The 26,204-nt window shown below is 41.0% G+C and carries 26 protein-coding genes; 19 read left to right on the top strand and 7 right to left on the bottom strand.

Annotation, left to right across the window (positions count from 1 at the left end; translation table 11 throughout):
* Positions 1-17: 17 nt before the first annotated feature.
* The 4 genes from lpdA (at position 18) to G576_RS0108105 (ending at position 5,289) form a co-directional block, all read left to right on the top strand.
* Positions 18-1,784, top strand: a complete 1,767-nt coding sequence (gene lpdA / locus G576_RS0108090) for a dihydrolipoyl dehydrogenase (protein ID WP_027974173.1) — start codon at positions 18-20, stop codon at positions 1,782-1,784.
* Positions 1,785-1,991: 207 nt separating this feature from the next.
* Positions 1,992-3,641: a MutS-related protein gene (locus tag G576_RS0108095; protein WP_027974174.1), complete on the top strand. Its 1,650-nt coding sequence runs from the start codon at positions 1,992-1,994 to the stop codon at positions 3,639-3,641.
* 266 nt (positions 3,642-3,907) lie between these two features.
* Entirely contained in the window at positions 3,908-4,231 is a 324-nt protein-coding gene (locus G576_RS0108100; RefSeq protein WP_027974175.1) for a PadR family transcriptional regulator, read from the top strand.
* A complete protein-coding gene (locus G576_RS0108105) occupies positions 4,228-5,289 on the top strand; it encodes a DUF4097 family beta strand repeat-containing protein (RefSeq protein WP_027974176.1) in 1,062 nt (353 codons plus the stop codon). Before G576_RS0108100 ends, G576_RS0108105 begins: the two co-directional genes overlap by 4 nt.
* 182 nt (positions 5,290-5,471) lie before the next feature.
* Here G576_RS0108105 and G576_RS0108110 read toward each other — a convergent pair whose 3' ends face one another.
* Positions 5,472-5,834, bottom strand: coding sequence for a YbaN family protein (locus G576_RS0108110; RefSeq protein WP_027974177.1), 363 nt, complete (start codon positions 5,832-5,834; stop codon positions 5,472-5,474).
* Positions 5,835-6,137: 303 nt separating this feature from the next.
* Here G576_RS0108110 and G576_RS0108115 point away from each other — a divergent pair, with 303 nt between their 5' ends.
* From G576_RS0108115 to G576_RS0108165, 10 genes are all read left to right on the top strand, one after another.
* Positions 6,138-6,743 carry an NADPH-dependent FMN reductase gene (locus tag G576_RS0108115; RefSeq protein WP_027974178.1) on the top strand — a complete coding sequence of 202 codons (606 nt, stop codon included), beginning with the start codon at positions 6,138-6,140 and terminating at the stop codon, positions 6,741-6,743.
* Positions 6,744-6,758: 15 nt separating this feature from the next.
* Positions 6,759-7,994: an NAD(P)H-dependent oxidoreductase gene (locus G576_RS0108120; protein WP_027974179.1), complete on the top strand. Its 1,236-nt coding sequence runs from the start codon at positions 6,759-6,761 to the stop codon at positions 7,992-7,994.
* 178 nt (positions 7,995-8,172) lie between these two features.
* Entirely contained in the window at positions 8,173-8,967 is a 795-nt protein-coding gene (locus tag G576_RS0108125) for a formate/nitrite transporter family protein (RefSeq protein WP_027974180.1), read from the top strand.
* A 265-nt stretch (positions 8,968-9,232) separates the two neighbouring features.
* A complete protein-coding gene (locus G576_RS0108130; RefSeq protein ID WP_027974181.1) occupies positions 9,233-10,063 on the top strand; it encodes an endo alpha-1,4 polygalactosaminidase in 831 nt (276 codons plus the stop codon).
* Positions 10,064-10,171: 108 nt separating this feature from the next.
* A complete protein-coding gene (gene lplA / locus G576_RS0108135; protein WP_027974182.1) occupies positions 10,172-11,161 on the top strand; it encodes a lipoate--protein ligase in 990 nt (329 codons plus the stop codon).
* Positions 11,162-11,174: 13 nt separating this feature from the next.
* Positions 11,175-11,882, top strand: a complete 708-nt coding sequence (locus G576_RS13025; RefSeq protein ID WP_051178064.1) for a hypothetical protein — start codon at positions 11,175-11,177, stop codon at positions 11,880-11,882.
* A gap of 109 nt (positions 11,883-11,991) precedes the next feature.
* Positions 11,992-13,182 carry an argininosuccinate synthase gene (locus tag G576_RS0108145; RefSeq protein ID WP_027974183.1) on the top strand — a complete coding sequence of 397 codons (1,191 nt, stop codon included), beginning with the start codon at positions 11,992-11,994 and terminating at the stop codon, positions 13,180-13,182.
* 489 nt (positions 13,183-13,671) lie between these two features.
* A complete protein-coding gene (gene argH, locus G576_RS0108155; RefSeq protein ID WP_027974184.1) occupies positions 13,672-15,057 on the top strand; it encodes an argininosuccinate lyase in 1,386 nt (461 codons plus the stop codon).
* 93 nt (positions 15,058-15,150) lie between these two features.
* Entirely contained in the window at positions 15,151-15,417 is a 267-nt protein-coding gene (locus G576_RS0108160; RefSeq protein ID WP_027974185.1) for an ACT domain-containing protein, read from the top strand.
* 11 nt (positions 15,418-15,428) lie between these two features.
* Complete coding sequence (locus tag G576_RS0108165) at positions 15,429-16,766, top strand: PFL family protein (RefSeq protein WP_027974186.1); 1,338 nt, start codon at positions 15,429-15,431, stop codon at positions 16,764-16,766.
* Positions 16,767-16,836: 70 nt separating this feature from the next.
* Here G576_RS0108165 and G576_RS0108170 read toward each other — a convergent pair whose 3' ends face one another.
* The 4 genes from G576_RS0108170 to G576_RS0108185 all read right to left on the bottom strand — a co-directional run bounded on the left by G576_RS0108170 (position 16,837) and on the right by G576_RS0108185 (position 20,339).
* Positions 16,837-17,829, bottom strand: a complete 993-nt coding sequence (locus G576_RS0108170) for a helix-turn-helix domain-containing protein (RefSeq protein ID WP_027974187.1) — start codon at positions 17,827-17,829, stop codon at positions 16,837-16,839.
* Positions 17,830-18,060: 231 nt separating this feature from the next.
* On the bottom strand, positions 18,061-18,360 hold the full coding sequence (locus G576_RS0108175) for a rhodanese-like domain-containing protein (RefSeq protein WP_027974188.1): 300 nt from the start codon (positions 18,358-18,360) through the stop codon (positions 18,061-18,063).
* Positions 18,353-20,005, bottom strand: a complete 1,653-nt coding sequence (locus G576_RS0108180; protein WP_027974189.1) for an FAD-dependent oxidoreductase — start codon at positions 20,003-20,005, stop codon at positions 18,353-18,355. Before G576_RS0108180 ends, G576_RS0108175 begins: the two co-directional genes overlap by 8 nt.
* A gap of 1 nt (position 20,006) precedes the next feature.
* The gene (locus tag G576_RS0108185; RefSeq protein WP_027974190.1) at positions 20,007-20,339 is read right to left on the bottom strand and encodes a rhodanese-like domain-containing protein; all 333 of its coding nucleotides are present in this window, start codon (positions 20,337-20,339) and stop codon (positions 20,007-20,009) included.
* Positions 20,340-20,485: 146 nt separating this feature from the next.
* Here G576_RS0108185 and G576_RS0108190 point away from each other — a divergent pair, with 146 nt between their 5' ends.
* The 3 genes from G576_RS0108190 to G576_RS0108200 all read left to right on the top strand — a co-directional run bounded on the left by G576_RS0108190 (position 20,486) and on the right by G576_RS0108200 (position 22,862).
* Positions 20,486-20,746 (top strand): metal-sensitive transcriptional regulator, encoded by a 261-nt coding sequence (locus tag G576_RS0108190; protein WP_027974191.1) that lies wholly within the window; start codon positions 20,486-20,488, stop codon positions 20,744-20,746.
* Between the two features lie 234 nt (positions 20,747-20,980).
* Complete coding sequence (locus G576_RS0108195; RefSeq protein ID WP_027974192.1) at positions 20,981-22,027, top strand: zinc-binding dehydrogenase; 1,047 nt, start codon at positions 20,981-20,983, stop codon at positions 22,025-22,027.
* 142 nt (positions 22,028-22,169) lie between these two features.
* Positions 22,170-22,862 carry a histidine phosphatase family protein gene (locus G576_RS0108200; protein ID WP_027974193.1) on the top strand — a complete coding sequence of 231 codons (693 nt, stop codon included), beginning with the start codon at positions 22,170-22,172 and terminating at the stop codon, positions 22,860-22,862.
* 81 nt (positions 22,863-22,943) lie between these two features.
* On the opposite strand, the gene G576_RS0108205 is transcribed toward G576_RS0108200, so the two are convergent.
* Complete coding sequence (locus G576_RS0108205) at positions 22,944-23,636, bottom strand: ABC transporter permease (protein ID WP_027974194.1); 693 nt, start codon at positions 23,634-23,636, stop codon at positions 22,944-22,946.
* Positions 23,620-24,516: an ATP-binding cassette domain-containing protein gene (locus G576_RS0108210; protein ID WP_027974195.1), complete on the bottom strand. Its 897-nt coding sequence runs from the start codon at positions 24,514-24,516 to the stop codon at positions 23,620-23,622. The genes G576_RS0108205 and G576_RS0108210 overlap by 17 nt, the downstream gene beginning before the upstream one ends.
* A gap of 98 nt (positions 24,517-24,614) precedes the next feature.
* Here G576_RS0108210 and G576_RS0108215 point away from each other — a divergent pair, with 98 nt between their 5' ends.
* Positions 24,615-25,475 (top strand): Rgg/GadR/MutR family transcriptional regulator, encoded by an 861-nt coding sequence (locus G576_RS0108215; RefSeq protein ID WP_027974196.1) that lies wholly within the window; start codon positions 24,615-24,617, stop codon positions 25,473-25,475.
* A gap of 94 nt (positions 25,476-25,569) precedes the next feature.
* Positions 25,570-25,842, top strand: coding sequence for a hypothetical protein (locus tag G576_RS0108220; protein ID WP_037618781.1), 273 nt, complete (start codon positions 25,570-25,572; stop codon positions 25,840-25,842).
* Positions 25,843-26,204 lie beyond the last annotated feature (362 nt).

Here is a 26,204-nt window from a genome sequence, read left to right on the forward strand (position 1 = left end):
TGAAAGGAAAAAGAAAAATGGCTTTTGAAGTAATTATGCCTAAACTTGGCGTTGACATGCAAGAAGGTGAAATCATCGAGTGGAAAAAAGCTGAAGGTGACACGGTCACCGAAGGCGAAGTCCTTCTTGAAATCATGTCTGATAAGACAAATATGGAACTGGAAGCAGAAGAATCAGGTGTTCTTCTAAAAATCACTCGTCAGGCAGGCGAAGTGGTTCCAGTGACTGAAATCATTGCATACATCGGTGAAGCTGGTGAGAGTATTGATGTTGAAGCAAGCACAGCTCCTACTCCGACTGAAGTAGCCCAAGCTACAGCAGACCTTAAAGCAGCTGGACTTGAAGTACCTAGCACCCCTGTGGCAGCTGAAGCTCCTAACACTGATAAAGCTCCGCTTGCTGATAATGAGTACGACATCGTTGTTGTCGGTGGTGGACCTGCTGGTTACTATGCCGCTATCCGTGGTGCACAACTCGGCGGTAAAATTGCTATCGTTGAAAAATCAGAATTTGGTGGAACATGTTTGAACGTTGGGTGTATCCCAACTAAGACTTACCTTAAAAATGCTGAAATTCTTGATGGTTTGAAAATCGCTGCTGGACGTGGAATCAACTTGGCATCAACAAACTACGCTATTGATATGGACAAAACAGTTGATTTCAAAAACTCTGTTGTTCGTACCTTGACTGGTGGTGTTAAAGGTCTCCTCAAAGCTAATAAAGTAACTATGTTCAACGGACTTGGTCAAGTTAACCCAGATAAGACCGTTACCATTGGTTCAGAAACAATCAAAGGACGCTCAATCATCCTTGCGACGGGTTCAAAAGTATCACGTATCAACATTCCTGGTATCGAATCACCGCTTGTATTAACTTCTGACGATATCCTTGACCTTAAAGAAATGCCTAAATCACTTGCTGTAATGGGAGGTGGTGTCGTAGGTATTGAACTTGGACTTGTCTGGGCTTCATATGGCGTTCCCGTTACCGTCATTGAAATGGCTGACCGCATCATTCCAGGTATGGATAAAGAAGTCTCACTTGAGCTTCAAAAAATCCTTGCTAAGAAAGGCATGACTATCAAGACATCAGTTGGGGTTTCAGAAATCATTGAGGCAAATAACCAGTTGACCTTGAAACTTAACAATGGCGAAGAAGTTGTTGCTGAAAAAGCTCTGCTTTCTATCGGACGTGTGCCTCAACTTGCTGGTCTTGAAAACCTTAACCTTGAAATGGATCGTAACCGTATCAAAGTTAATGCTTACCAAGAAACATCAATCCCAGGAATTTACGCTCCAGGTGATGTCAACGGCACTAAGATGCTGGCCCACGCAGCTTACCGTATGGGTGAAGTTGCGGCTGAAAATGCAATGCGTGGCAATGTTCGTAAAGCTAAGTTGGACTTCACTCCAGCTGCGGTTTACACACACCCAGAAGTGGCAATGGTTGGTTTGACTGAAGAACAAGCGCGTGAGCAATATGGTGATGTGTTGGTAGGACGTTCAAGTTTTGCTGGAAATGGTCGAGCAATCGCTTCAAACGAAGCTCATGGTTTTGTTAAAGTTATCGCTGATCCAAAATATCATGAAATCCTTGGTGTTCACATCATCGGTCCAGCAGCTGCTGAGCTTGCTAATGAAGCATCGACGATTATGGAAGCTGAGTTGACAGTAGATGACGTGGCACAATCAATCCACGGACACCCAACCTTCTCAGAAAATATGTACGAAGCCTTCATGGACGTACTCGGAGAAGCGATCCACAACCCACCAAAGCGTAAATAATGCTTAAGCCAAAAGCTTGACCTAGGGCGCCATGACTAAAGTTATGATGAGCCCGACTCTATATATTCATCTCCCCCAAGATAGGGGGGAGATTTTTGCTGTTAGAGACCTGATTTAGACCTGAGATTAGTGGTGCAAGTAGAAGTTTCGTCCCAATTGTGATACCATATACCTATTATGACAGGTGTGAGGTAAAAGGAATCTATTATGAAAATTGTTGGTTTGGTTCTTTTTGCAATCTTTTGTTTAATTCTTTTCATTTTTTTAATGACTAGGCTAGAGAAGAAAAAGCTTCGAGAGAAGGTTGAAAGAGACTGGCGGCTGGGGCAGGTGTCGGGGAAGACCTATGATACTCTGGCTAGTCTAGAAGAGTCCTTGGAACAGGATAGTCACCTTTTAGATGCTGATTATTTGCTAGACCAACAAACCTGGTCGGACTTGGATTTGCAGTCTCTCTTTGAGGAGATGAATCTGACCTATTCCTCTTTAGGGACAGAGTACCTTTTTACCAAGCTGCATTACCTCAAGGCAGACCCCTTGGATCAGGAATTTCAAGATTTTCAAGAATTTTTTAGGAAAAATCCAGAGCTAAGAGTTAGAGTTCAAGAAATCTTTTATCAGCTAGGAAAACAAAACAATCACGGCATAAAGGCTCCGCATCAACACATTCCTTACCAGAAGAGAAAGTTATTTATTTCCTTAGTTCAAGGCTTATTACCAGTACTATCCCTGATTATAGTTCCCTTTAATCAAAAACTTGCTATTGCGCTTTTTGGCGTAGCTTTTTTCCTAAACATCATGACTTATACGCTACAAAAATCTAAATTGGAATTTGAGATGGCTAGGTATAGTTATCTCGTTAGGGTTCTGGGGACTGCCCAGCTTTTAGCCAAGATGGATTTGCCTCATTTTGAGTCTGTCAGGGCTATCCTAGGACGGTATGGAGGCATTCTGCGCTCGAAGGGACTGATGACTCGGTCAGGCAATGTTTCTGAGATGGATTTTATTTATGATTATTTAAATGGTCTCTTTATGATTCCTTTTATTGTCTATCAAGTTTTTTTGAAGAAGTTGCAAAGGGGATATGAGGACTTGTTGGTTTTGTATAGACTTCTTTCAGCTTTGGAGGCTAGCATTTCCTTGGTTCGATATCTGCAGAATTTGGACTACTATTGTCGTCCCCGGGTTACTGAAGATGGGGCTTGTCAGGGAGAAGAGGTCTATCATCCCTTGGTGAGGAAGGCAGTTTCAAATCCAATTCGATTTGACCAAAACTTACTTCTGGTTGGAGATAATGCCTCTGGTAAATCCACCTATATTAAGATGGTGGCTTTGAACTTGGTTCTGGCTCAGAGTCTAAATTTTGTGACAGCAAAAAGCTTTTCTTATCAGCCTGGACCTGTTTACACTAGTCTCAATTTGGCAGATCTTCTACTTGAAAACCAGTCATATTTTATGTCGGAATGTCAATCAGTGAAACGAATGATAGAGGCCAGCCAAAGGGGACATTTGGTCTACCTCTTTCTTGACGAACTCTTTAAAGGGACAAATACAAAGGACAGACTTTCTATCGCTGTTAGCCTCCTGGAGTGGTTGAATCAAAAGCAGGTTCGTTACCTGGTTTCGACCCATGATATTGAACTCTTAGATTTGACCCGAGACTATAATAAGATTTATCATTTCCAGTCCAATTATCAGCAAGGGAAACTCTCTTTTGATTACCTGCTCAGAGAAGGGGATTTTCGAAAGACCAATGCCATCGAAGTCTTGCAAGACTTTGATTTTCCTCAGGCAATCCTTGATAGGAGCAGAGAACTTAGACGTTCGAGTTTTCTGGACGAGACTGGTCACAACTAGTTAACCCCCTAGCCGTTCAGGCTAGGGGGTTCTTGATTCTAAGTTTTTCTTAGTTGTCGCCGCTAAGAGTTTATCATAATTGTCAATGAGAGAATGGTTCCTTTCAGGTGAAGTGCTTGCAAAAGAGACTGACTAGGCAAACTTATAAGTGATTATGAGTTTTCTTTAAAAAATTGTGTAATTCCTTGACTTTTTTAAATAATAGTCTTATTCTTTACATATACTTAATTTAAATATATAAAGAAAATAAATCTATGGAGGTGCTTATGGCATTTTATTACCCAGTGCCGTCGCCGGTCATTGAGTTTCTAGTCTTGGGTTTGGTTGCTGAGGAGGCATCTTATGGTTATGAGATCAGTCAGAACCTCAAGCTTATCACAGCCATTAAGGAGTCCACTCTCTATCCCATTCTTAAAAAGATGGAGTTATCGGGCTACCTTGAGACCTACACGGAAGCTCATCAAGGCAGGCAACGTAAATATTACCGTCGAACTCAGGCAGGAGCTCAGCATTTTTCCTTTTTAGAGGAAGAATGGAAGCGTTACTCAAGGGCTATTGAAGATATGGCGAAAGGAAGGTTAGGCAAATGACAGGCGCAGCATTTTTATCAGCATTAAAACATGAATTGGCAAGTCTATCAGACAATCAACGCAAGGAGGCTATGTCCTATTTTGCAGAATACCTGGCAGAAGTGGGTGATGACCAAGCTGCCATCGCGGAGTTAGGCACTCCTAAGGAGGTTGCTAAAGAATTAATAGAGCAGTTCAGAGAGCAGGATATTCTGGAACAAACTCTGGCAGAAGTTTCTAGTCAAGAATACTCTAATGTGGAAGAGATTAAGCTGGACCTAACAAGTTTGGATCTTGTCGTTGAAGAATCAGATGTGGCAGAAGTCGAAGTTGAAGCCAATGAATCTGTTTTAGAATCCTTGGAGATAGAGCGCAGGGAAGGTCGTCTTGAAATCAAGCAAAAACATGATTTTCGAACCATTAACTCATTTACAATCTTTGGTTTTGGCTTTAATTTCACACAGACTGGTAAGGTGATAGTCAAAACACCAAGAAATCAAAAAGTTGAGCAAATTTCCATTAACTCTCTTTCAGGAGATGTTGACCTCAAAAACCTCAAACTAAATCACTTAGGCTGTCACTTGACTAACGGTGACCTCGACTTGAAAGGAATGGAGGTTGATAGCCTCAAACTTCACTTGACTAATGGGGACTTAGAGCTGAAAACTTGTCAGTTTGAGAATATAAAAGCTGAGCTCTACAATGGAGATGCAGACTTAGTTGATATTTTGGTGGCTGAGATTTTAGATTTGGATCTCAAAAATGGTGATGTGAAAATGACCTCTAGTCAATTTAAGGATATGTCGCTTAACAATTTACATGGAGATGTCGAATTGCGCCAGCCAAACTTCACAGGTCAGACTAAGATGACCCTTCTCTATGGTGATGTCCAAGTTGACCTAACTGAAGAGTTGCGTCAGCTTTTGTCCATAGATTTAAAGGCAAGCAATGGAGACTATAGCGTTCGTGATGCTAGCGGCCGCCACTATGGTGAAAATGGTTTTTATCGATACGGCAATCTGACTCAGTCACCTAGTCTAGAGATTTCTAATAGTTATGGAGACATTGTTATCAATTAAGATACCCATCCGGTGTTAAGAAGAAAAATTAAGAAAAATCTACTGTATCGAATCTTGATTCAGTAGATTTTTCTAGTTGTATTAAAGGTAGTAAGTGAATGGTACAGAGGCAAATTTGGTTCAATTAAAAGTATTAATGTGGTGTAAAATTACATCAGTGTGTTACAGTGTTGTTTCATTTTTTATGACTTATCGGGAATTTTATAGAAAAGAAAATAAGTGATAAAAATAGTTAGTCCGAATAGACCAAGCTTAACCCAGAAAATAGGAGCTAGTACAATAGATATAAACATGAGAAGGTAAATCTGCCAGATGATTTTTTTCTTTCTTTCCTTGCTGATAGATTTTGTTTCAGCATAGTCAGCTACATAAAACTGATAGATTTTGCTTTCCCTTAACCTGGATTCAAAACTTTTGGAACTTTTGGCAAAACAAAAACCTGCTAGCAAAAGGAGTGGAGTTGTTGGAATAACAGGCAAAATGATACCGGCAACTCCAATCATTAGACTTAGTAAGCCGCCTGTAAAAAAGAATAGTCTGTACATTTTTTCCTCCGTTGAGATGATTAATCACTATTATACCAAAATATCATGAACAAGATAACACGAATGTGAAAATAATGAAAACGCTTGACTAGGGGATTTGGAAATGCTAGTATAAAGGTATTCGTTACTTACGAATGCTAAATACTAAATACTAAATACTAAATACTAAATACTAAATACTAAATACTAAATACTAAATACTAAATACTATTATAAATGGTCAGAGGAACTCTGCAGGATATAACAGTTTGTAAATTTCATATCTTGCCCGTGAATGTGTATCTTAGAAAAAGGAGCAACCACATGAAGCTTATCGGAATTGTTGGGACTAACTCAGCTAAGTCAACCAATCGTCAACTTTTACAATATATGCAAAGTCATTTTGCGGATAAAGCGGAGATTGAATTGGTAGAAATAAAGAATCTACCAATGTTTAATAAGCCGGCAGATAGAGTTCTTCCTGTGGAAGTTCAAGAATTAGTAAAAAAATTAGAGGATGCAGAAGGGGTTATCATTGGGACTCCTGAATACGATCATTCTATCCCAGCAGTCCTTATGAATGCTCTAGCGTGGGTGTCATATGGAGTGTATCCTATGCTTAACAAGCCTGTAATGATTACTGGTGCATCTTATGGTACCCTTGGGTCTTCACGTGCCCAATTGCAATTGCGCCAAATTCTTAACGCTCCAGAACTCAAGGCTACTGTTTTACCAGATGAATTTCTTCTTTCTCATTCCCTACAGGCCTTCAATGCAGCTGGCGAGCTTAATGATATCGAGACAAGTCAAAAATTAGATGCCATCTTCGATGATTTCCGCCTCTTTGTCAGAATGAATGAAAAGTTGTCGAATGCCAAAGAACTTTTGAAAAAAGAAGCTGAGAACTTTAATTGGGAAAACCTGAACTAATAGGGAGATAATAATATGAAATTTGTAGCTATCGTCGGATCCAATGCCGAACAATCTTATAACCGTATGCTCTTGCAATTTATGCAGCGTCAATTCAAAATCAAATGTGAAATAGAACTTCTTGAAATTAAGGATGTTCCTATGTTCAATCAGGATGATGACCAGTCGGATTGTTTTGCTGTTCGTTATCTAAATAATAAAATAACGCGTGCTGATGGTGTTATCATCGCCACACCAGAACACAATCATACCATTACCCCCGCCCTAAAAAGCACCTTGGAATGGTTGTCCTTCAAGCTTCATCCACTAGAAAACAAACCAGTTATGATTGTTGGGGCTTCCTACTACGACCAAGGAACATCACGTGCTCAAGTCCATTTGCGAAAAATTTTGGAGGCGCCGGGTGTCAATGCCTACACTTTGCCAGGGAATGAGTTCCTTCTTGGCAAAGCAAAGGAAGCCTTTGATGTCAATGGGAACATCACCAATGAAGGCACTGTTTCATTCTTGGAAACTTGCTTGGATAACTTTATCAAATATGTGGGGGTTGTATCGACATTGCGTAAACCAAAACCAATTGAACCAGAAGATTTAGACTGTGGAAAACCAATTGCTACAACCATTCAAGGTGTTGACCCAGATGATCCAGATTGGTTGGAAAAAGCTTCTAAAATTGTCAATGCTGTCGAAGGCGATACCTATGTCAAATTGGATCAAGGTCTCTTGACTGTTGACCAAATCAATATGTTCCTCAATGCCATGCCATTTGAGTTGACCTATGCTGATGACAACAACCAATTCCTTTACTATAACAACAAACATCAAGAAGCAGATACCATGCTTGGTAAACGGGTGCCAGAGCAGGTTGGTAACCGCATATCAACCGTTCACGGTACCCTTCCGCCTGCCCGTATGAAGAATGTGGAGTGGGTAATCGGTACCCTTCGCAACGGAAACCAAGAGTATGTTCGTACCATTGTTCCAGGGACGCCTGCTGAAATAATTAATACCCACAACTATCAAGCTATGTACTACCCAGACGGTTCATATGCTGGTATCAATGAAATCATCTTTAACTTCAAACCTTGGCTGGATTGGTATCTTGAAACAACTGGACAGCGTTTAGTGGGTGGTAACATACCACTTATGCCAGGAGGGCATGGGAATGCTGATGCTACCACAGGTGCTTCAGATGCTGGTCATGGCGGTGCTGGTGCAGTAGATGCTACCTCAGGAGCCTCTTCGCACTAATTCATAAAGAATCAAAAGATAATGTGTCAAACTAATGGGGTGAATATCCTGAACAGTTTAGAAGTCACACTAATTATTTTTTAACTATCAAATGTTTTGTGATTAGCTAAGGCGGGAAGATGTCTTTTCCGCCTTTCTTAACATGGTTTGTTGTCTGTAACATCATAAGGAGAAAATTATGAGTCCTTTTCAAGAGAAAATTGGTATTGCTGTTTCAAAAAAGGAGGCGTTATTTGACGAGAGTCTAGGGCGTTATGCCCTACGTTCTACATTTGCGGGGGCTTATCTGACAATGTCAACAGCAGTAGGTATTATTGGTGCAGATGTCATTTCTGGTCAATTTCCTGCCTTGGCACGTTTTGTTTTTACCTTTATCTTTGCAATTGGTTTGGTATATGTACTAGTTTTTGGTGGAGAACTGGCAACTTCTAATATGATGTATCTAACAACTGGAGTATATTATAAGCATATTTCTTGGAAAAAAGCAGTGTTGATTTTGCTCTATTGTACATTATTTAATTTTGTTGGTGCCCTTATTCTAGCGTGGCTTTTTAACCAGTCTTTTTCATTTTTAACTTTATCAGATAAGAGTTTCTTGGTAAATGCTGTTAATATCAAATTGGGAAAATCGGATTGGAGTAATTTTTTTGAAGGTATTACAGCAAATATGTTTGTAAATATGGCAATCTTGGGATTTTTATTATTGAAAGAAGAATCATCTAAGTTTTTTATTGCCGTTTCAGCCATCTTTATGTTTGTATTTCTAATCAATGAGCATCTAGTGGCAAATTTTGCCTCATTTATGCTACTTGCTTTCAACGATTTATCTCAAAATGTTGTAGCGTTTAATATCACTAACGTATTGCATCAGTGGCTTGTAGTTTTCTTTGGCAATTGGGTAGGAGCAGGGCTACTTATCGGAATTGCTTATGCCTGGCTTAACCAAACAAACACAAAGTATAAGGAAAACTAAGTTTAAAGGATACTTCTTTAAGAAGAGTATAGCTTAGATTAATGGAAGAGGGAAGGCTATTCAAACTTGACATTCAATTCAAAAAATAAATTTTGAATTTGTAATTTTAGGATGATATGCACTTTATCTTATAGTTATGGCGATATTGTTATCAATTAGCTGATAAGCTAGCCAAAGTCCCTGAGGTAACCTGGGGATTTTTCTTTGCCTTTTTGATTGACTTTTATTTCTGGACCTAGTAAGCTGAGGCAAGGGAGGTGGTTGAATGAAGCGCTGGATAGGTTTCTTTGCCCTAATGATCCTTGTTATCTCTGGGATGTCTTACTGGTTCTCTCTACAAAGTCGGTCTCAGTCTTACGGGGTCTTTATTGGTATGGAGAGGGAGGACTTGCTCCACTTAAAAAAATCTTATGATTGTTTGGTGATAGATGCCAGCAATTTAAATGATGATGATATTGAAAAGCTTGGCAATCAGTCCGAAGACTTATTTGCTTACCTCAATGTTGGTGCACTTGAGAAATCCAATGCCTACTACCAGGACTTTAAAGAGTTGGCCTTTAAAGCTTATGACAATTGGGAAGATGAGTCTTGGATAGACGTGACAGATGATTCTTGGCAAGATTTCTTAATAAAGGATTTAGCTCTAAGTTTGAAAAATAAGGGTCTTGATGGGCTTTTCTTGGATAATTTTGATGTCTATGATCAGGATTTTCGTCCTGAGGTCTATCAAAGTTTGCTAGCACTGCTAGAAGGCTTTAGTGACTTGGGCCTACCTGTCATCATCAATGGAGGTTCGACCTTTGTAGCTGAGCTTGTTACTAAAAATCCTGAGAAAGCTCAAATCTTGCTTGCTGGGGTTAATCAAGAGTCGGTCTTTCTTGCCTATGATTTTAATGCCAATCGGGCAAGTGAACAAAAATTAGAAGATAAGACCTTTTATCTGGACTACCTTAAGGCAGTCTCTCAAGCGGAGATTCCAGTCTATCTGATTGAATATGGAGCTAATTCAAAGGAAGAAATTCAGATAAAGAAGGCTTGTCGAGATTTGGGTTACGACCTTTTTATTGCTACAAATATTATGCTAGATAGAGAATAAGCTATCAAGCTATTCTTTTGTAAAATGCGACCGTTTTCATTATAATAAGAATAACTCTGATTAAGGAAAGGAAGCCATTCCAAAGAGGATATGGCTAGCTAGAAATTCATGAAATACATTGTCAACACCTCTAATAACCCTGCCTATAACATTGCGCTTGAAGCTTATGCTTTTAAAGAATTGCAGAGCGAAGACGAGTTGTTTATCCTTTGGATTAATGAGCCTGCTATCATTATTGGTAAGCACCAAAATGCGGTGCAGGAAATCAACAAGGAATACACAGATGCAAATGGTATCCATGTGGTTCGTCGTTTGTCAGGTGGCGGGGCTGTTTATCATGACCTCAACAACCTCAACTACACCATCATCTCAAATAAATCTGAGGAAGGTGCCTTTGACTTTAAAACCTTTTCTCAACCTGTTATCGAGACTCTAGCTGACCTGGGTGTCAAGGCAGAATTTACCGGCCGTAACGACCTTGAAATTGATGGCAAGAAATTCTGTGGGAATGCTCAAGCCTACTATAAAGGTCGCATGATGCACCATGGTTGCCTGCTCTTTGATGTAGACATGACAGTTCTTGGTAATGCCTTGAAAGTTTCCAAGGATAAAATTGAATCCAAGGGTGTTAAATCAGTCCGTGCGCGTGTGACAAATATCCTTAGCGAATTGCCAGAAAAAATCACTGTTAATGATTTTGCTGATAAAATCTTGGACAAAATGAAGGAACACTACCCAGATATGACGGAGTACGTCTTGTCAGAGAATGAATTGGCTAAGATTCAACAATCATATGAAGAGCAATTCTCAACTTGGGATTGGACCTACGGAAAATCACCGGAGTATACGGTTGAACGCTCGGTCCGCTACCCAGCAGGTAAGATTACAAGCTATATTCAGGCTGAAAACTCCATTATCACTGGTCTTAAAATTTACGGGGATTTCTTTGGAATCGGAGACGTTTCTGATATTGAAGAACTTCTTATCGGCACCCGTTATGAATATGCTGATGTTTTGGAAAAATTGCAGAGCATTGACACCACACATTACTTCTCACGTATGACGGTAGAAGAGGTTGCAAAGGCAATTGTGGCTTAATAAGGAGCAAGTTATGATAAAAACCATTGGTCAAGGGCTCCTCTTGGGCGCGCTGTTTCTTCTTGTAGGCTGTCAAAAACCAAAGGAGGCAGAGCAAGCTCCAACTAGAGGGCTAGAAAGGACCAGTAGTCTGAGTGACAGTTCCACTACAGTGAGTGAAACGACAGCTACAGAAAGCGAAACCTCAACTATAGTAAGTGAGAACTCAAGTAGAGAGAGTGAAGCAGAGCTAGCTAGTAACCATAAGGCTGAACAAGTCTGGTCAGATCCAGATGCAAGATGGGAAGAGGCCTATAGTTGGAGCTTGGCTCAGATTGCTGCGGATACTTCTGAGGGTCACGCGAGCTACTATACCTTCTATGATATCGATAATAATGGTTCTAAGGAGTTACTGACTGGGCATCTATCAGAAACTGGTATCTATTACTTGGCAGCCATTTATTATCTTAAGAATGGACAGCCAACCTATTTAGCCCAATCATTTGTAGCATCTTCTGGAGGGCGCAGAGAAGGAACAGCTATTTACACAGATGGGACAGTAGCCTATTACTTTTGGCACTCAGCCTCTGGTGATGGCTATGCCCGCCTCTACCAGCTCCTGGCAGATAATTCCGGACACCAGGTTCTAGACGCTCAGGATTTTGAGGCTATACAGTTTCCAGACTATGGAAAAGGTAGGACAGAATTGGATATCGACACTCTAGATTGGCGATCTTTTTAGGATAAAAATACAAATCGAAGAATTTTTCTTCGATTTTTTGATTAAAACAGTTGACAAAAGAATAAACATGCAGTATTATATGTATATAAATTAAGAAAAGAGAATAAAAATGTCAAAAGAAAAAGTTATCCTAGCTTACTCAGGAGGCCTTGATACCTCAGTTGCCATTACGTGGCTTAAAAAAGATTACGACGTTATCGCTGTTTGTATGGATGTCGGCGAAGGGAAAGACCTTGATTTTATTCATGACAAAGCACTCACAGTCGGAGCAATCGAATCTTACGTACTTGATGTCAAGGATGAGTTTGCTGAAGAATATGTTTTACCAGCACTTCAAGCTCACGCCTACTACGAACAAAAATATCCACTCGTCTCGGCTCTTAGCCGTCCAATCATTTCTAAAAAGCTAGTTGAAATTGCTCATAAAACAGGGGCAACAACTATTGCTCACGGTTGTACTGGTAAAGGGAACGACCAAGTTCGTTTTGAAGTTGCTATCGCTGCTCTTGACCCAAGCCTCAAAGTTGTAGCCCCAGTTCGTGAATGGAAATGGTCACGTGAAGAGGAAATTGAATATGCTAAAGCAAATGGTGTTCCAGTTCCAGCCGACCTTGATAACCCTTACTCAGTTGACCAAAACCTTTGGGGACGTGCAAATGAGTGTGGTGTTCTCGAAAACCCTTGGAACCAAGCACCAGAAGAAGCTTACGGCATCACTACATCACCAGAAAAAGCTCCAGACACACCAGAATACGTTGATATTGAATTTAAAGCAGGGAAGCCAGTTGCTATCAATGGTGAGGAAATGAAACTGGCAGACCTTATTCAAAAACTCAACATTATTGCAGGAGCTCATGGCGTTGGCCGTATTGACCATGTTGAGAACCGTTTAGTTGGGATTAAATCACGTGAAATCTATGAATGCCCAGGAGCTATCACCCTCCTGACAGCCCACAAAGAAATCGAAGACTTGACTTTGGTACGTGAAGTGTCACACTTCAAACCAATTCTTGAAAATGAGTTGGCAAACCTTATCTACAATGCTCTTTGGTTTAGCCCAGCGACAGAAGCTATCATCGCCTACATCAAAGAAACTCAAAAAGTGGTAAACGGAACCGCTAAAGTAAAACTCTATAAGGGTCACGCGCAAGTTGTTGCTCGTAAGTCGCCAAATTCACTTTACGATGAAAACTTGGCAACTTATACCTCGGCTGACAGCTTTGACCAAGATGCAGCAGTAGGTTTCATCAAACTCTGGGGCCTACCGACACAGGTTAACTCACAAGTAAATAACAAATAAATAATAGGCCTGACTTTGTCCTAATTCGTCCATAGTTCACCTTGCCCTGCCATCAGTAGTGCCTTTGGTTCGCTACCTAGACTTAGGACCAATCAGCCAGTATTATCAATACAAGAGGAGCTGCTTTAGCAGCGACACAGCCCTACTTTTTGCTGTGGTAAAAAGACGATTAGTCAGGATGCTGATTGTCTGGGAAAATTCGAGACTTTGGCTTAAGCTTCAGCCGTGGAATTTTCTAGGAAGCCGCTGGTCTACCTACCACCTAAGAAAAGTATGAAAAGAAAGCATCAGATAAAAGGGGTCAGGGAGCCCCATCAGAGACTTCTTTTCTTAATCACTCGTAAAGGTGTCCAGAGAGGCAACTCGAGCTTAAATAATGTCTTCCTGAGAGAAGCATTTAAGAAAGTCGCCCAGAGAGGCAAATCGTAAGTCTAAGGTCAGCCCTTGGACTTATTTGTTGGATAAAGCAGAAGGGAGAAGAGGTTAGAGATGACGCAAAAAGAAAATCACAAATTATGGGGTGGGCGCTTTGAAGCCAGCCTTGAGAAGTGGGTTGAGGAGTTTGGTGCTTCCATCTCCTTTGACCAGAAAATGGCAGAGCAGGATTTGCAGGGGTCTATTGCCCATGTGACTATGCTGGGTCAGACTGGTATTATTAGCAAAGAGGAAGCTGCGCAAATTAAGGCAGGGTTGGAAGAACTGTTGGAAGATTACCATGCCGGGGAGATCGTTTTTGACGTGTCTAACGAAGATATTCACATGAATATGGAATCTCTTTTGACCACAAAAATCGGTCCAGTGGCTGGAAAACTGCACACAGCTCGTTCACGTAATGACCAAGTGGCGACAGATATGCACCTGTACCTGAAAGCAAAATTGTCTGAAGTCCTCGAAAAGTTAGCCAACCTGCGCAAAGTTCTAGTGAACTTGGCAGAGGCGCATGTGGAGACCATCATGCCAGGCTATACTCATTTGCAACACGCCCAGCCTATATCTTTTGGCCATCACCTCATGGCATACTATAATATGTTTACTCGCGACAGTGAGCGTTTTGAATTTAACATTAAGCATGCTGATTTGTCACCGCTTGGTGCAGCAGCCTTGGCTGGAACGACCTTCCCTATAGACCGTGAGATGACAGCGGAGCTTATGGGATTTGCCAAGCCCTACAGTAATTCTCTTGATGCTGTAAGTGACCGTGATTTTATTTTAGAATTTCTAAGCAACAGCTCCATTCTCATGATGCACATGAGCCGTATCTGTGAAGAAATCATCAACTGGTGCTCTAATGAGTTCAAATTTGTGACGCTTTCAGATACTTTCTCGACAGGCTCTTCCATCATGCCTCAGAAGAAAAATCCTGACATGGCAGAGCTTATACGTGGAAAGTCTGGTCGTGTTTATGGCAATCTAATCGGTCTTTTGACAGTGATGAAGTCGCTTCCTTTAGCTTATAACAAAGACCTGCAAGAGGATAAAGAGGGGATGTTTGATACTGCTGAGACCATCACTGTTGCCATTGATATTCTAGCAGGTATGCTAGAAACGATGACGGTTCATGAGGCTCACATGGCAGAATCGACAGAAAAAGATTTTTCAAATGCAACAGAGCTAGCAGATTATCTAGCAGTTAAAGGTATGCCTTTTCGTGAAGCACATGAAATTGTCGGGAAATTAGTTCTGGAATGCACAAAGGCTGGTTACTATCTTCAAGATGTGCCTTTTGAACGCTATCAGGAAATTTCAGACTTGATTGAAGAAGATATCTATGTGACCCTTCAATCTAAGACGGCAGTGGAACGTCGTCATTCTCTTGGTGGTACAGGTTTTAATCAGGTCAAATGGCAGATTGAGCAAGCAAGAGCTGAATTATAGGCCTATCGTTCGCTGTTTGCGAACGATTCTCTTTTTTGATAGAATATTCAGACGGATTGTGCTAAAATAGAGAAAAATATGATGGAGGCTCCTATGAAAGCTATTGTAACGGTTGTTGGTAAGGATGGGAAAGGAATTGTAGCTGGTGTGGCAGGTCGTTTGGCAGAACTCAATCTGAACATTGATGATATTTCACAGACAGTTCTAGATGAGTACTTTACCATGATGGCGGTAGTTTCTTCAGAGGAAAAGCAGGATTTTACAGCTCTTCGTAGTGATTTAGAAGAATTTGGTAAGACCCTGAACGTTAAAATCAACATTCAAAGCGCAGCTATTTTTGATGCTATGCATAATTTGTAAGAGGTGGTTTCATGGATATTAGACAGGTAACAGAAACCATTGCTATGATTGAAGAGCAGCACTTCGATATCCGAACCATTACCATGGGGATTTCACTCTTGGATTGTATTGATTCGGATATTGAAAAAGCTGCGCAGAAAGTTTATGACAAAATTACCTCTAAGGCTGGGGATTTGGTTAAGGTCGGTGATGAGATTGCAGCGGAATTGGGTATTCCAATCGTCAATAAACGTGTCAGTGTGACGCCGATTGCTTTGATTGGGGCTGCCACAAATGCAACGGACTACCTACCGCTTGCTCATGCTTTGGACAGGGCAGCTCATAAAATCGGTGTGGATTTCATCGGTGGCTACTCTGCTTTAGTGCAAAAAGGTTACCAAAAAGGTGATGAGATCCTTATCAATTCCATTCCACAAGCTTTGGCGCAAACACAGAAGGTCTGTGCCTCGGTAAATATCGGTTCTACCAAATCTGGCATCAATATGACAGCGGTGAGCGATATGGGGCGAATCATCAAAGAGACGGCACAGGCCTCGGACCTGGGGGCTGCTAAGCTGGTGGTTTTTGCCAATGCGGTTGAGGATAATCCCTTTATGGCAGGCGCTTTCCACGGTGTCGGTGAGGCCGATGTGGTTATCAATGTCGGTGTCTCTGGTCCTGGTGTGGTTAAGCGAGCTCTAGAAAAAGTTCGGGGTGAGTCCTTTGACGTGGTGGCGGAAACCGTTAAGAAAACGGCCTTCAAGATTACCCGTATCGGTCAGCTGGTCGGAACTTTGGCTAGTGAGCGTTTAGGTGTCAAGTTCGGTATTGTTGACCTATCCCTTGCTCCAACACCAGCTGTCGGCGATTCTGTGGCACGTGTTTTGGAAGAAATGGGTCTGGAAACAGTTGGAACTCATGGGACAACGGCTGCGCTTGCTCTTCTTAATGACGCTGTCAAAAAAGGCGGTGTTATGGCCTGCAACCAAGTCGGAGGCTTGTCGGGAGCTTTCATCCCCGTCTCTGAGGACGAGGGCATGATTGCGGCTGTGCAGAACGGCTCTCTTAATCTGGAAAAGCTGGAAGCTATGACTGCCATCTGCTCGGTTGGTTTGGATATGATTGCCATTCCAGAAGATACCCCTTATGAGACTATTGCTGCCATGATAGCAGACGAGGCAGCCATTGGTGTCATCAATCAGAAGACGACAGCGGTTCGTATTATTCCAAAAGGAAAAGAAGGGGACATGATTGAATTTGGTGGTCTCCTTGGGGTTGCTCCGGTCATGCGAGTCAACAAAAATTCATCAGCAGACTTCATCAATCGAGGTGGGCAGATTCCAGCGCCGATTCATTCCTTTAAAAACTAAAGAAAGAGCCCATTGAATCATTGGGCTCTTTCTTTTAATAGTGTGAACGAACATAATTGAATTTGTCAACTTAATCCTCAACTTTTACAATCATGCGTGTAATAATGGTGACAATAGCATATAGTACCCCAGCAATTGGCCAAACAATCCAAGATTTTGTCCAATCCTGACTCATTAAAGACCAGATTAGGTAAATAGCTGTCGCTGCCAGCCAGAAAATACCAGAGATATTTTCCAAAATGGGTGAAACCTTCTTTTTGCTCTTGGTATAGTCACCTTCTTGAAGTAGTTTATCATAACTGTCCATCCGTATTTGATTGGAGATGAAAATATAGACTGCTATAGCAAGAAGCAGGAGCATTAACCCAAGTAGGTTAACCAAAACATAGTCTTCCTCGGTAAAGAAGGACACAGCTACTAGGGGAACAAAGCTCGCGATAGAAAGGAGTACTCCAAGCAGAATATTTCTGTGATAAGTTGCCTCGTATTGCTCCTTATTCTTTTTAGCTAGACCCTCAACACCATATTCAGTTTCGATAGAATCTTTTTCGAGATAGTCAAATTTTTTCATTTTGAAACTACTCTTGATCAACAAAGAAACGCCAATACCAATTAGGATGAATAGGGAGATAAGACCAATGCTACCAGCTACGTTTTCTGTTACTCCATACCTGTGGCTTTCCGCAAAACCGGCTAAAACAATGAGTGGAATACAGGCAATGATACATAAGGCAACTCCAAAGGCTGTCTGGTGTGCCGCAACATCGCTATAAGCTAATAGTTCCTGCGCTTCTTCTAGAGAGACTTTACGAAGGGGCTTTTCGTTAAATGTCTTGACACTATCAGCTGCCACAACTTTCTCTTTGTAGTCGTCTTTTAATAAGTAATCTGTTGAAACTCCAAAAATATCTGCCATCAGGATGATGCGTTTCAAATCTGGAACAGATTGTGCACTTTCCCATTTAGAGATTGATTGACGCGACACATCTAATTGCTCTGCCAGTTGTTCTTGGCTCCAGCCATTGCGTTTTCTTCCTTCAATAATTTTATCTGCTAAAATCATTTTTCTGACCTCCAGTTATTTTTTTGTCACCTTAAGCTTATCTTTTTCTGCAGTTGCAATCTATACCGTTTACTTTTCAATTTGTCAACTGTCGGTTGCAATTCCTATCAGGATGGTCTTTTGAAAACGTTAATTGAGGCAAGGTTAGCGTTAATCTGAACCGTGTTCTTCAGCTAGATTGTAGCATTTTCCTAACGTAAAAACCACCGCTTTAATGGTGGTTTTCGTGTGCTATTTTTCCAAAAAGCCTGTCCAAGCAGCTGTGCCACCATTGACATTTGTGACATGGTAACCCTGTGCGTCTAGGAAAGCGCAGGCTTGGGCCGAACGTCCGCCCATTTGGCAGATGATGTGATAGGATTTGTCTGTTGCCAATTCTGTGTAGCGTCCAGCAATTTCGCTTAAGGGCAGGTTGACTGCACCTGGAACATGACCTGCTGCAAACTCGTCAGCTTCGCGAACATCCACCAAATGAACCCTGGCTTGAGCAAGCAAATCTTGCAATTCAGCGATTGAAATGTTTTTAGTCATGAATAATCTCCTCTGGTCTAACCGTATTGTAAAGTGAGTAGGCTCCATCTAAGTTAGCAACTTTAAAGCCTTTTTGTTTGAGAATTCGCTCTGCTAAGTAAGAACGTAAGCCACTGTGACAGCTGACGATGTACTCTTTGTCAGCATCCAGCTCAGCTAGGCGCGAGCGTAAATCATCAAGTGGAATGTTGACAGCATCAGAGAAACGCCCATTAGCGACTTCAGAAGCTGTGCGGACATCAAGCAAGATTTTGCCTTTAGCCAACTCTTCTTTGAGCTCATACCATTGAACACTATCACTGAGTCCTTCAGCCAGGTTAATCGCCGCATAACCAATCATATTGACAGGATCTTTAGCTGAACCAAATGGCGGTGTATAAGTAAACTCCAATTCTGGCAAATCAAAGATAGTAAGACCAGCCTTGATAGCTGTAGCAAGGATATCGATACGTTTATCCACACCTTTTTGACCAACAGCCTGAGCACCGTAAATAGCACCCGTCTTAGGATTGAAGACTAACTTCATGGTAATGCCAGTAGCTCCTGGATAGTAGCTAGCATGGTCATTTCCTGTCGTATGAACAACAGCCACATCAGCAAAAGTTTGACGAGCCACACGTTCGCTTAGTCCGGCTGAAGCTGCTGCCACATTGAAGGCGCGAACGATTGCAGTCCCGATAGCACCCTTGTTGTCACGATCTTGACCAGCAATGACATCTGCCACCTGACGACCTTGACGGTTGGCTGGATTAGCAAGAGAAATGAGAGCATCTTGACCAGTAATCTGATTCTTAACCACAATGGCATCCCCCACCGCGTAGATGTCAGCTTGGCTAGTTTGGTAGTTCTCATCTACCAAGATACCACCACGAAGACCAAGTTCGACACCTGCTGACTTAGCCAAATCATTTTCCGGCTGAACGCCTACTGATAGAATGGTAATGTCTGATTCAAGGACTGTGTCATCTTCGAGAAGGATAGAGTGTCCCTCTTCCTTGAAGACTTGAGCAGATTGACCAGTGATGACGCGAATGCCATTAGCAAGCAATTCAGCCTGAACAAAGGCAGCCATTTCTTCATCTAATGGTGGCAAGACATGCGGAGTTTTCTCCACAATAGTAACTGACAACCCTTTTTTAGCAAGTGCTTCTGCCATTTCAAGACCGATGAAACCTGCCCCAATAACCGTAGCATTTCCACTGGTAACCGTTTCTAATTTATCCATGATTTTGTCCAAATCTGGAATGTTGCGAAGGGTGAAGATATTGTTTGCTTCATCCAAGCCTTCCATCGGTGGTACAAAGGGTTTAGCTCCTGGTGACAAGATGAGCTTGTCATAATTTTCACTGTAAGTCTTGTCTTGATGACGAACAGTAACCTCTTTTTTGACTGGATCGATAGAGAGAACTTTTGTCTCTGGACGAACATCCAGTTCAAAACGTGCCTTTAGGCGTTCTGGAGTCTGAACCAATAGACTAGAACGCTCTGCTATTTCCCCAGAAACGTGGAAAGGAAGACCACAGTTAGCAAAGGAAACAAAAGGCCCCTTGTCAAAAACAATAATTTCAGCCTCTTCCATGAGACGGCGAAGACGTGTAGCTGCTGACATACCCCCAGCAACACCACCAACGATAATAATTTTCATCTTATTTTCCTCCAATGATTTTTCTTGTGTAAGCTGACATGCCGCCAGAAACGTTGACGACTTGGTAGCCTTTTTGACTTAGAATGTTTGCGGCGCGCTTACTACGCATACCTGATTGACAGATGATATAGACTGGATTAGACTTAGGGGCTTGATAAGATTTCAGGCGATTCAGCGGGAGATTTCGGGCTTCCTTAATATGCCCCCTATGGTATTCTTGTTGACTACGAACATCAAGCAGTCTTATCTTTTTATCTTTTAAAAGATGCTCAAGCTCCTTTGTCGTTATGGATTCTATCTTCTGTGAAAATAGTTTTTTTAGAAAACGAAACATGATTTCCTCCCTCTCTAGATACCCCTATAGGTATATATAGATGATATCACATTCAAAAGAATACTGTCAAATGGAAAGATTGAAGGGGAATAATTATTTGACAAAGATACCCCCTGCTGGTATAATTAAAGAAAATGGAGGTTCCTATGAAAACAGAGAAAAAAGATATTTTAAACCGCCTTAAACGTGCCGAAGGACAACTTAGAGGTATTCAAAAAATGATTGAAGATGAACAAGAGTGTATCGATATCGTGACCCAACTGACTGCCGTTCGCTCTAGTATCAACCGTACACTAGGTCTTGTTATCGGAAATAAAATCAACCAAGTGATGGAAAATCCTGTGGATAACCCAGAAGAACAAGAAGCCAAGATTCAACAAGTTTTGGATATGATTGTGAAAAAATAAGAAAGTTACAGATATTTGTTTGTAGTGTTTCATTAAAAAATCAGTCAGACTTCTCGAAAAGATGTATAATAAGAGTATCATTAAAGGGAAAGGAAAGATTCTACTGTCCTTCTGTTTGGCGGTAATTGAATCAGGGATAGCGACTGCATCATAAGATAAATCTTCCTTGACGCCAGAGTCAACGTTCGATTTCCTATTTTTGTGGTTCTGCTCATCCCTTAGGTATCTTATTTTATGAAAACTGCGATTTTTGAAAAAGCTGGTTCTATGATTATTGAAGAGGTCGCTAAGCCGACTATTCAGGCTGGTGATGATGTGATTTTGCGCATTGTACGTGCCTGTGTCTGTGGTTATGACCTTTGGTCTTATTCGCACGGTGATGCGCGTGATAATCATACTAACAATTCTGGTCATGAAGCACTTGCCGTTGTTGAGGAGGTTGGTCCTGATATCACAACTTTGGTGCCGGGTGACTTTGTCATTGCTCCTTTTACCCATGGCTGTGGCGATTGTGCGGCTTGTCGTGCTGGCTTTGACGGTACCTGTGACAATCATCCTGTACCAACTAATTGGGGCGGAGGTTTTCAGGCGGAGTATCTGCGTTTTCACTATGGCAACTGGGCGCTGATTAAGATTCCTGGTCAGCCGTCGGATTACTCAGAAGGCATGATTAAGTCCCTCCTGACTCTAGCTGATGTTATGCCGACAGGCTACCATGCTGCGCGTGTAGCTCAGGTGGAAAAAGGCGACAAGGTGGTTGTTATCGGCGATGGTGCCGTTGGTCAGTGTGCGGTTATTGCGGCAAAGATGCGCGGAGCTTCTCAGATTGTTATGATGAGTCGACATGAAGACCGTCAGAAACTAGCACTTGAGCTAGGAGCTACCGCTGTCGTAGCTGAACGCGGTGAGGAAGGCATTGCTGAGGTTCGTGAGATTCTAGGCGGTGGCGCAGATGCAGCACTTGAATGTGTGGGGACCGAAACGGCTATTGAACAGGCGCTTGGTGTTCTCCATAATGGTGGTCGTGTTGGTTACGTGGGAGTGCCTCACTATAACAACCGTCCTATCGGTTCAACCTTTGCCCAGAACATTTCTTTTGGAGGAGGATCGGCTTCTGTGACAACTTATGTTAAAGGCGGACTTTTGAAAGCTGTCCTTGATGGCGAGATTAATCCGGGTAAGGTTTTCACCCACACTTACAAACTTGATGACGTCAACCAAGCTTACCAAGATATGGCAGATCGTAAAGCTATTAAATCAATGTTAATCGTAGCAGAATAGAGGCTCAATCGGACCTAGAAATAGGTTCGTTTTTTCTTTTGAAATCATTTTGTGGTAAACTAGATTAATAAGTATATAGAAAGGCTGGTTTTGATTTTCTTATTTTATAAGGGTAAGTTAAATCAGACTCCATATCTGAAAGATGACAACACGTTTATTTATTGCACGACACGGCAAGACCATGTTTAATACCATCGGGCGCGTGCAGGGCTGGTGTGATACGCCGCTGACCAAGGCTGGTGAGGAAGGGATTCGTGAATTGGGCTTGGGGCTCAAGGATGCGGGCCTTGATTTTAAACTAGCCGTATCTAGTGATCTAGGGCGAACCGTTCAGACCATGACCATTGCCCAGCGTGAGTTGGGAATTTTAGGAAAAATCCCTTACTACCAAGACAAGCGTATCCGTGAATGGTGTTTCGGTAGTTTTGAGGGTATGTATGATGCCGAGCTTTTCCAAGGCGTCTTGCCTCGTTTGAAAGGGACAGTCGATGCGACAGGCATGTCCTTTGCGGAAATCGCAGCAGGTATCCAAGAAGCAGACACCGCTGGCTGGGCGGAATCTTGGGAGGTCTTGAGCAACCGCATCTTAACAGGTTTTGAATCCATCGCTCAAGACTTGGAAAAACAAGGCGGAGGCAATGCCCTTGTGGTCAGCCACGGTATGACCATTGCAACATTGGCTCATTTGTTAGAGCCAGAGCGTGGGGCTAATGTTTTCCTCGACAACGGTTCAATTACCGTCCTCAAATACGAAAATGGCAAGCTCTTGATTGAAGCGGTTGGGGATCTTTCCTACCGAAAACGTGGAGCAGAATTGATTGCCCAAGGGAAATAAATGTGAAATGAAAACAGGTATGTCATACGTTTTTTCGGATGTGTGACATACCTGTTTTTTATATATGAAATCTAAGTTACATCATTTTAACTCTTTCCTGCTGAAGATAAAGTAACTCAGATAGAGATATAGTATAGTAGCCATAAAGCTAACACCCATGGATAGCCTTGAAATATTTTCCCCTTGTTGGAGGGAAAGGAATAGAAAATAATCTGTTGGTAATGTCATATGGAGTAGGTTACTAGTAATAAGGTTGGTGACATTGTCAAAAAGAAGGCTCATTAAACTAAAGGCAAGATAGGCTTGATTGACCTTATTGGACTTGACAAATATCAGGATGGATAACAGAGAGATACAGATAAATAAAGGTGTTTGAGCAATGAAACTTTGTATTATCACTGCAAAATCAACAGGATCACCCAGAAGTAAGCCAACACTGCTACTCAATAAATAGGCTAGAAGGATATAAGCGAGATCTAGCACAAGGGTTGCTAAGACTTTATAGAAAAATACTCCTTTTCTTGTTTGTTGCTTGATAATAATATGATTGATGGTACGGTAAGTAAAATCTTCTCCAAAGAATAGGTTTGTCGGGACGATAAAAAATAGTGTGATAAATTGAGAAAGCAATTGAATCAGAGAGCTAGTGAAGTCTTCGTTGCCGTGCAACAAAAAAGCGGATAAAAAGGACAGTAAAGCCAAGATTCCCAATGAAATTGTTAATCTCTGTTCTTTTTGAATCTTAAATAAATCAGCTTTAAAGTAATGTATCATGCTCTTCTCCTTCTTGAAGCAATGTCAGGTAATAATCTTCAAATGACATTTGTTGTTTAAAAATTTCTTTGACCTCAATCTCATGGTTTATCAAGAGATGAATGAGGCTCATAACAGTCGTATCTGATGACAGACTGATATAATCTTTATCTATTTTGTAAGCGATGCCCTTTTCTTCAAGGACGATCAAGGTCTTAGGATGGTTGTTCGTTTGTAGATAGAGTTGTTCCTCTAAAGTTTGTTCAAGTTCTTGTTTTGAGAATTCTTTGACAACAAGGCCTTTATGCATAATAATGTAGCGATCAACTACCATCTCAAGCTCTGATAGGATATGACTGGAGATAAGGATGGTCATCCCATATTGATTTCGAAGATTTAAAATAATACTTCTCATCTCTTTGATTCCAACAGGGTCAAGACCATTAATCGGTTCGTCTAGGATTAAAAAATCAGGGTCATCTAGGATAGCTAAGGCAATGGCTAAACGTTGATGCATTCCCAATGAAAAATCTTTGGATTTTTTCTTAGGATCCACATCCTCTAAACCGACAATTGCTAATGTCTCTAAGATTTTTTCATCAGCTTGCTTAAGGTTTAATTGTAGAGCCATGTAACGAAGATTATCGATCGCAGATAAATTGGGTTGTAGAGCAGGGGATTCAATTAAAGCTCCAATACGACAATCTTTTGAGATAGTAATGGTACCTGAAGTTTGGGCTATGAGGCCTGATAACATTCTGAGAAGCGTTGTTTTCCCAGCACCATTTTCACCGACTAAGCCACAGATTTCACCTTTATTAATCGTTAAAGAAACCTGATGAACGGCCTTTTGTTTCCCATATTGCTTTGATAATTCTTGGGTAGATAAGAGAGATGACATAACTACCTGCCTTTCTATAAAAAAATGATAAATCTATGATATACTAGATTCAAAAGTTAGCAAATTTCGTTACATAAATGTAACGCGTGGAGAATATAATGGGAACTTACGGAAAAATTTTTAAACTCATTCGTGAATCAAAAAATATGTCTCTAAAAGAAGTAGCTGGTGATTTCGTGACACCTGCTCAGTTATCACGCTTTGAAAACGGAAAGAGCAATCTTTCTGTAGATACATTTTTTAATTGCTTGAGACGGATGAATGTGGTAGAGGGCGAATTTTCTACCCTCTACCAGTCCTACTTTCAGATAGATAATTTGTTTTCATCAGAGGAATTTGTCCGTGCGGTCTATAGCCATAATACACAGTATATGGATAAAAGAATTTTACAACACCACGCGGAGTATGAAAAAGATGGTCGCCCGTTTGACAGAGTTATGGTCGCTGCCTTTCACATCTTTAAACAACAATGGTGTGATCCTGATTATGATGTTTCAGATGAAGAAAAGGCTATTCTCGCAGATTATCTAATGTCTATAGGTGATTGGGGGAAATTTGAACTCTGGATTTTCGGAAATTGTAGCAGAGGTCTTCCTAGCAAGATGTTGGAAGTTCTGGGAATGGAAGTTCTCAATCGAACAAAGTTTTATATGGACATCACAGAAAACAGAGATAATGTCTATAAGGTGCTCATCAATGTTTCGAGTAGTTTGTTAGATAGGGGAGAGGAGATTGCTGCGATTCGCTTTCTCAAAATTCTTGACTCTGTCAATATCATGGAAAAGAATATGCGGGATCGCTTGCTGCTTAAGCTCCTAAAAGCACGCTTGTCCTACATGAATGGGAATAATCGTGGTTTAGAAATAATGAAGGAATGCCTGTATGTTGCTAAATTTTTAGATTGTTATGATTTGATTCATCAGATAGATAAGGAAATCAACAAAATTACAGATATGTAACGATTTTTAAGTCAACCAATATTTCCTGTAAGATAATACTTGTAAGTTTTATTACTTCACTATACAACCATAATTTATCTTGGAGGAAATAACAATGAAAAAATTTTTGATATTAAGTAGTGTTATAATTTTAGGACTAGTAGCTTTATTTTTTAGCAATGCCATCAGCACACATAGTTCAGTAAGTGCTGGGACTAAAGATAAAGTAGTTCTTTTTGGGAAAGTAGACATTCCAGATGATAATGAAGATGATGTTGATTTAAACGACTCAACAGAAGGGGATTCGGAAGATAGTAATGAAGGAGGTTGGCTTGAAAACTTCATTAAAACGCATAAGACTCCATTTTCAAAAACCATTAAAAAATAATGTCTATGTTTATTTTCTATTGATAAAATAGGTGTGTCGTTACGGTTGTTTATCTTTTTTAGCTAAAATAGATTCTGCAGAAATATCTTTGAAGTAGATTATTCTTTACGAAATTGTCTAGCCACTGCTCCCAAAAAATCACCTGGTCATAATTTAATTAATGGATTATTGTGATTTTATCTGACCCGATATCCTAGAAGATGTTTATAGGACTTGAGACTGATTTTTAGCACTCTTGAAAAAAGAGTGCTAATTTTGTTGACATCAGGTCAAAAAGGGGTATAATAGAGTCATGAGTTAGCACTCGTATGATAAGAGTGCTAATCACCCAAAGAATCGGGTGTCTTGGTTACAAGTAGTAA

Source organism: Streptococcus porci DSM 23759 (genome assembly GCF_000423765.1).
In the GTDB taxonomy this organism is placed as follows: Bacteria; Bacillota; Bacilli; order Lactobacillales; family Streptococcaceae; genus Streptococcus; species Streptococcus porci.

Coding starts and splice junctions, on each gene's coding strand:
- lpdA (WP_027974173.1), top strand. CDS start 18: ATGGCTTTTGAAGTAATTATGCCTAAACTTGGCGTTGACATGCAAGAA.
- G576_RS0108095 (WP_027974174.1), top strand. CDS start 1,992: ATGAAAATTGTTGGTTTGGTTCTTTTTGCAATCTTTTGTTTAATTCTT.
- G576_RS0108100 (WP_027974175.1), top strand. CDS start 3,908: ATGGCATTTTATTACCCAGTGCCGTCGCCGGTCATTGAGTTTCTAGTC.
- G576_RS0108105 (WP_027974176.1), top strand. CDS start 4,228: ATGACAGGCGCAGCATTTTTATCAGCATTAAAACATGAATTGGCAAGT.
- G576_RS0108110 (WP_027974177.1), bottom strand. CDS start 5,834: ATGTACAGACTATTCTTTTTTACAGGCGGCTTACTAAGTCTAATGATT.
- G576_RS0108115 (WP_027974178.1), top strand. CDS start 6,138: ATGAAGCTTATCGGAATTGTTGGGACTAACTCAGCTAAGTCAACCAAT.
- G576_RS0108120 (WP_027974179.1), top strand. CDS start 6,759: ATGAAATTTGTAGCTATCGTCGGATCCAATGCCGAACAATCTTATAAC.
- G576_RS0108125 (WP_027974180.1), top strand. CDS start 8,173: ATGAGTCCTTTTCAAGAGAAAATTGGTATTGCTGTTTCAAAAAAGGAG.
- G576_RS0108130 (WP_027974181.1), top strand. CDS start 9,233: ATGAAGCGCTGGATAGGTTTCTTTGCCCTAATGATCCTTGTTATCTCT.
- lplA (WP_027974182.1), top strand. CDS start 10,172: ATGAAATACATTGTCAACACCTCTAATAACCCTGCCTATAACATTGCG.
- G576_RS13025 (WP_051178064.1), top strand. CDS start 11,175: ATGATAAAAACCATTGGTCAAGGGCTCCTCTTGGGCGCGCTGTTTCTT.
- G576_RS0108145 (WP_027974183.1), top strand. CDS start 11,992: ATGTCAAAAGAAAAAGTTATCCTAGCTTACTCAGGAGGCCTTGATACC.
- argH (WP_027974184.1), top strand. CDS start 13,672: ATGACGCAAAAAGAAAATCACAAATTATGGGGTGGGCGCTTTGAAGCC.
- G576_RS0108160 (WP_027974185.1), top strand. CDS start 15,151: ATGAAAGCTATTGTAACGGTTGTTGGTAAGGATGGGAAAGGAATTGTA.
- G576_RS0108165 (WP_027974186.1), top strand. CDS start 15,429: ATGGATATTAGACAGGTAACAGAAACCATTGCTATGATTGAAGAGCAG.
- G576_RS0108170 (WP_027974187.1), bottom strand. CDS start 17,829: ATGATTTTAGCAGATAAAATTATTGAAGGAAGAAAACGCAATGGCTGG.
- G576_RS0108175 (WP_027974188.1), bottom strand. CDS start 18,360: ATGACTAAAAACATTTCAATCGCTGAATTGCAAGATTTGCTTGCTCAA.
- G576_RS0108180 (WP_027974189.1), bottom strand. CDS start 20,005: ATGAAAATTATTATCGTTGGTGGTGTTGCTGGGGGTATGTCAGCAGCT.
- G576_RS0108185 (WP_027974190.1), bottom strand. CDS start 20,339: ATGTTTCGTTTTCTAAAAAAACTATTTTCACAGAAGATAGAATCCATA.
- G576_RS0108190 (WP_027974191.1), top strand. CDS start 20,486: ATGAAAACAGAGAAAAAAGATATTTTAAACCGCCTTAAACGTGCCGAA.
- G576_RS0108195 (WP_027974192.1), top strand. CDS start 20,981: ATGAAAACTGCGATTTTTGAAAAAGCTGGTTCTATGATTATTGAAGAG.
- G576_RS0108200 (WP_027974193.1), top strand. CDS start 22,170: ATGACAACACGTTTATTTATTGCACGACACGGCAAGACCATGTTTAAT.
- G576_RS0108205 (WP_027974194.1), bottom strand. CDS start 23,636: ATGATACATTACTTTAAAGCTGATTTATTTAAGATTCAAAAAGAACAG.
- G576_RS0108210 (WP_027974195.1), bottom strand. CDS start 24,516: ATGTCATCTCTCTTATCTACCCAAGAATTATCAAAGCAATATGGGAAA.
- G576_RS0108215 (WP_027974196.1), top strand. CDS start 24,615: ATGGGAACTTACGGAAAAATTTTTAAACTCATTCGTGAATCAAAAAAT.
- G576_RS0108220 (WP_037618781.1), top strand. CDS start 25,570: ATGAAAAAATTTTTGATATTAAGTAGTGTTATAATTTTAGGACTAGTA.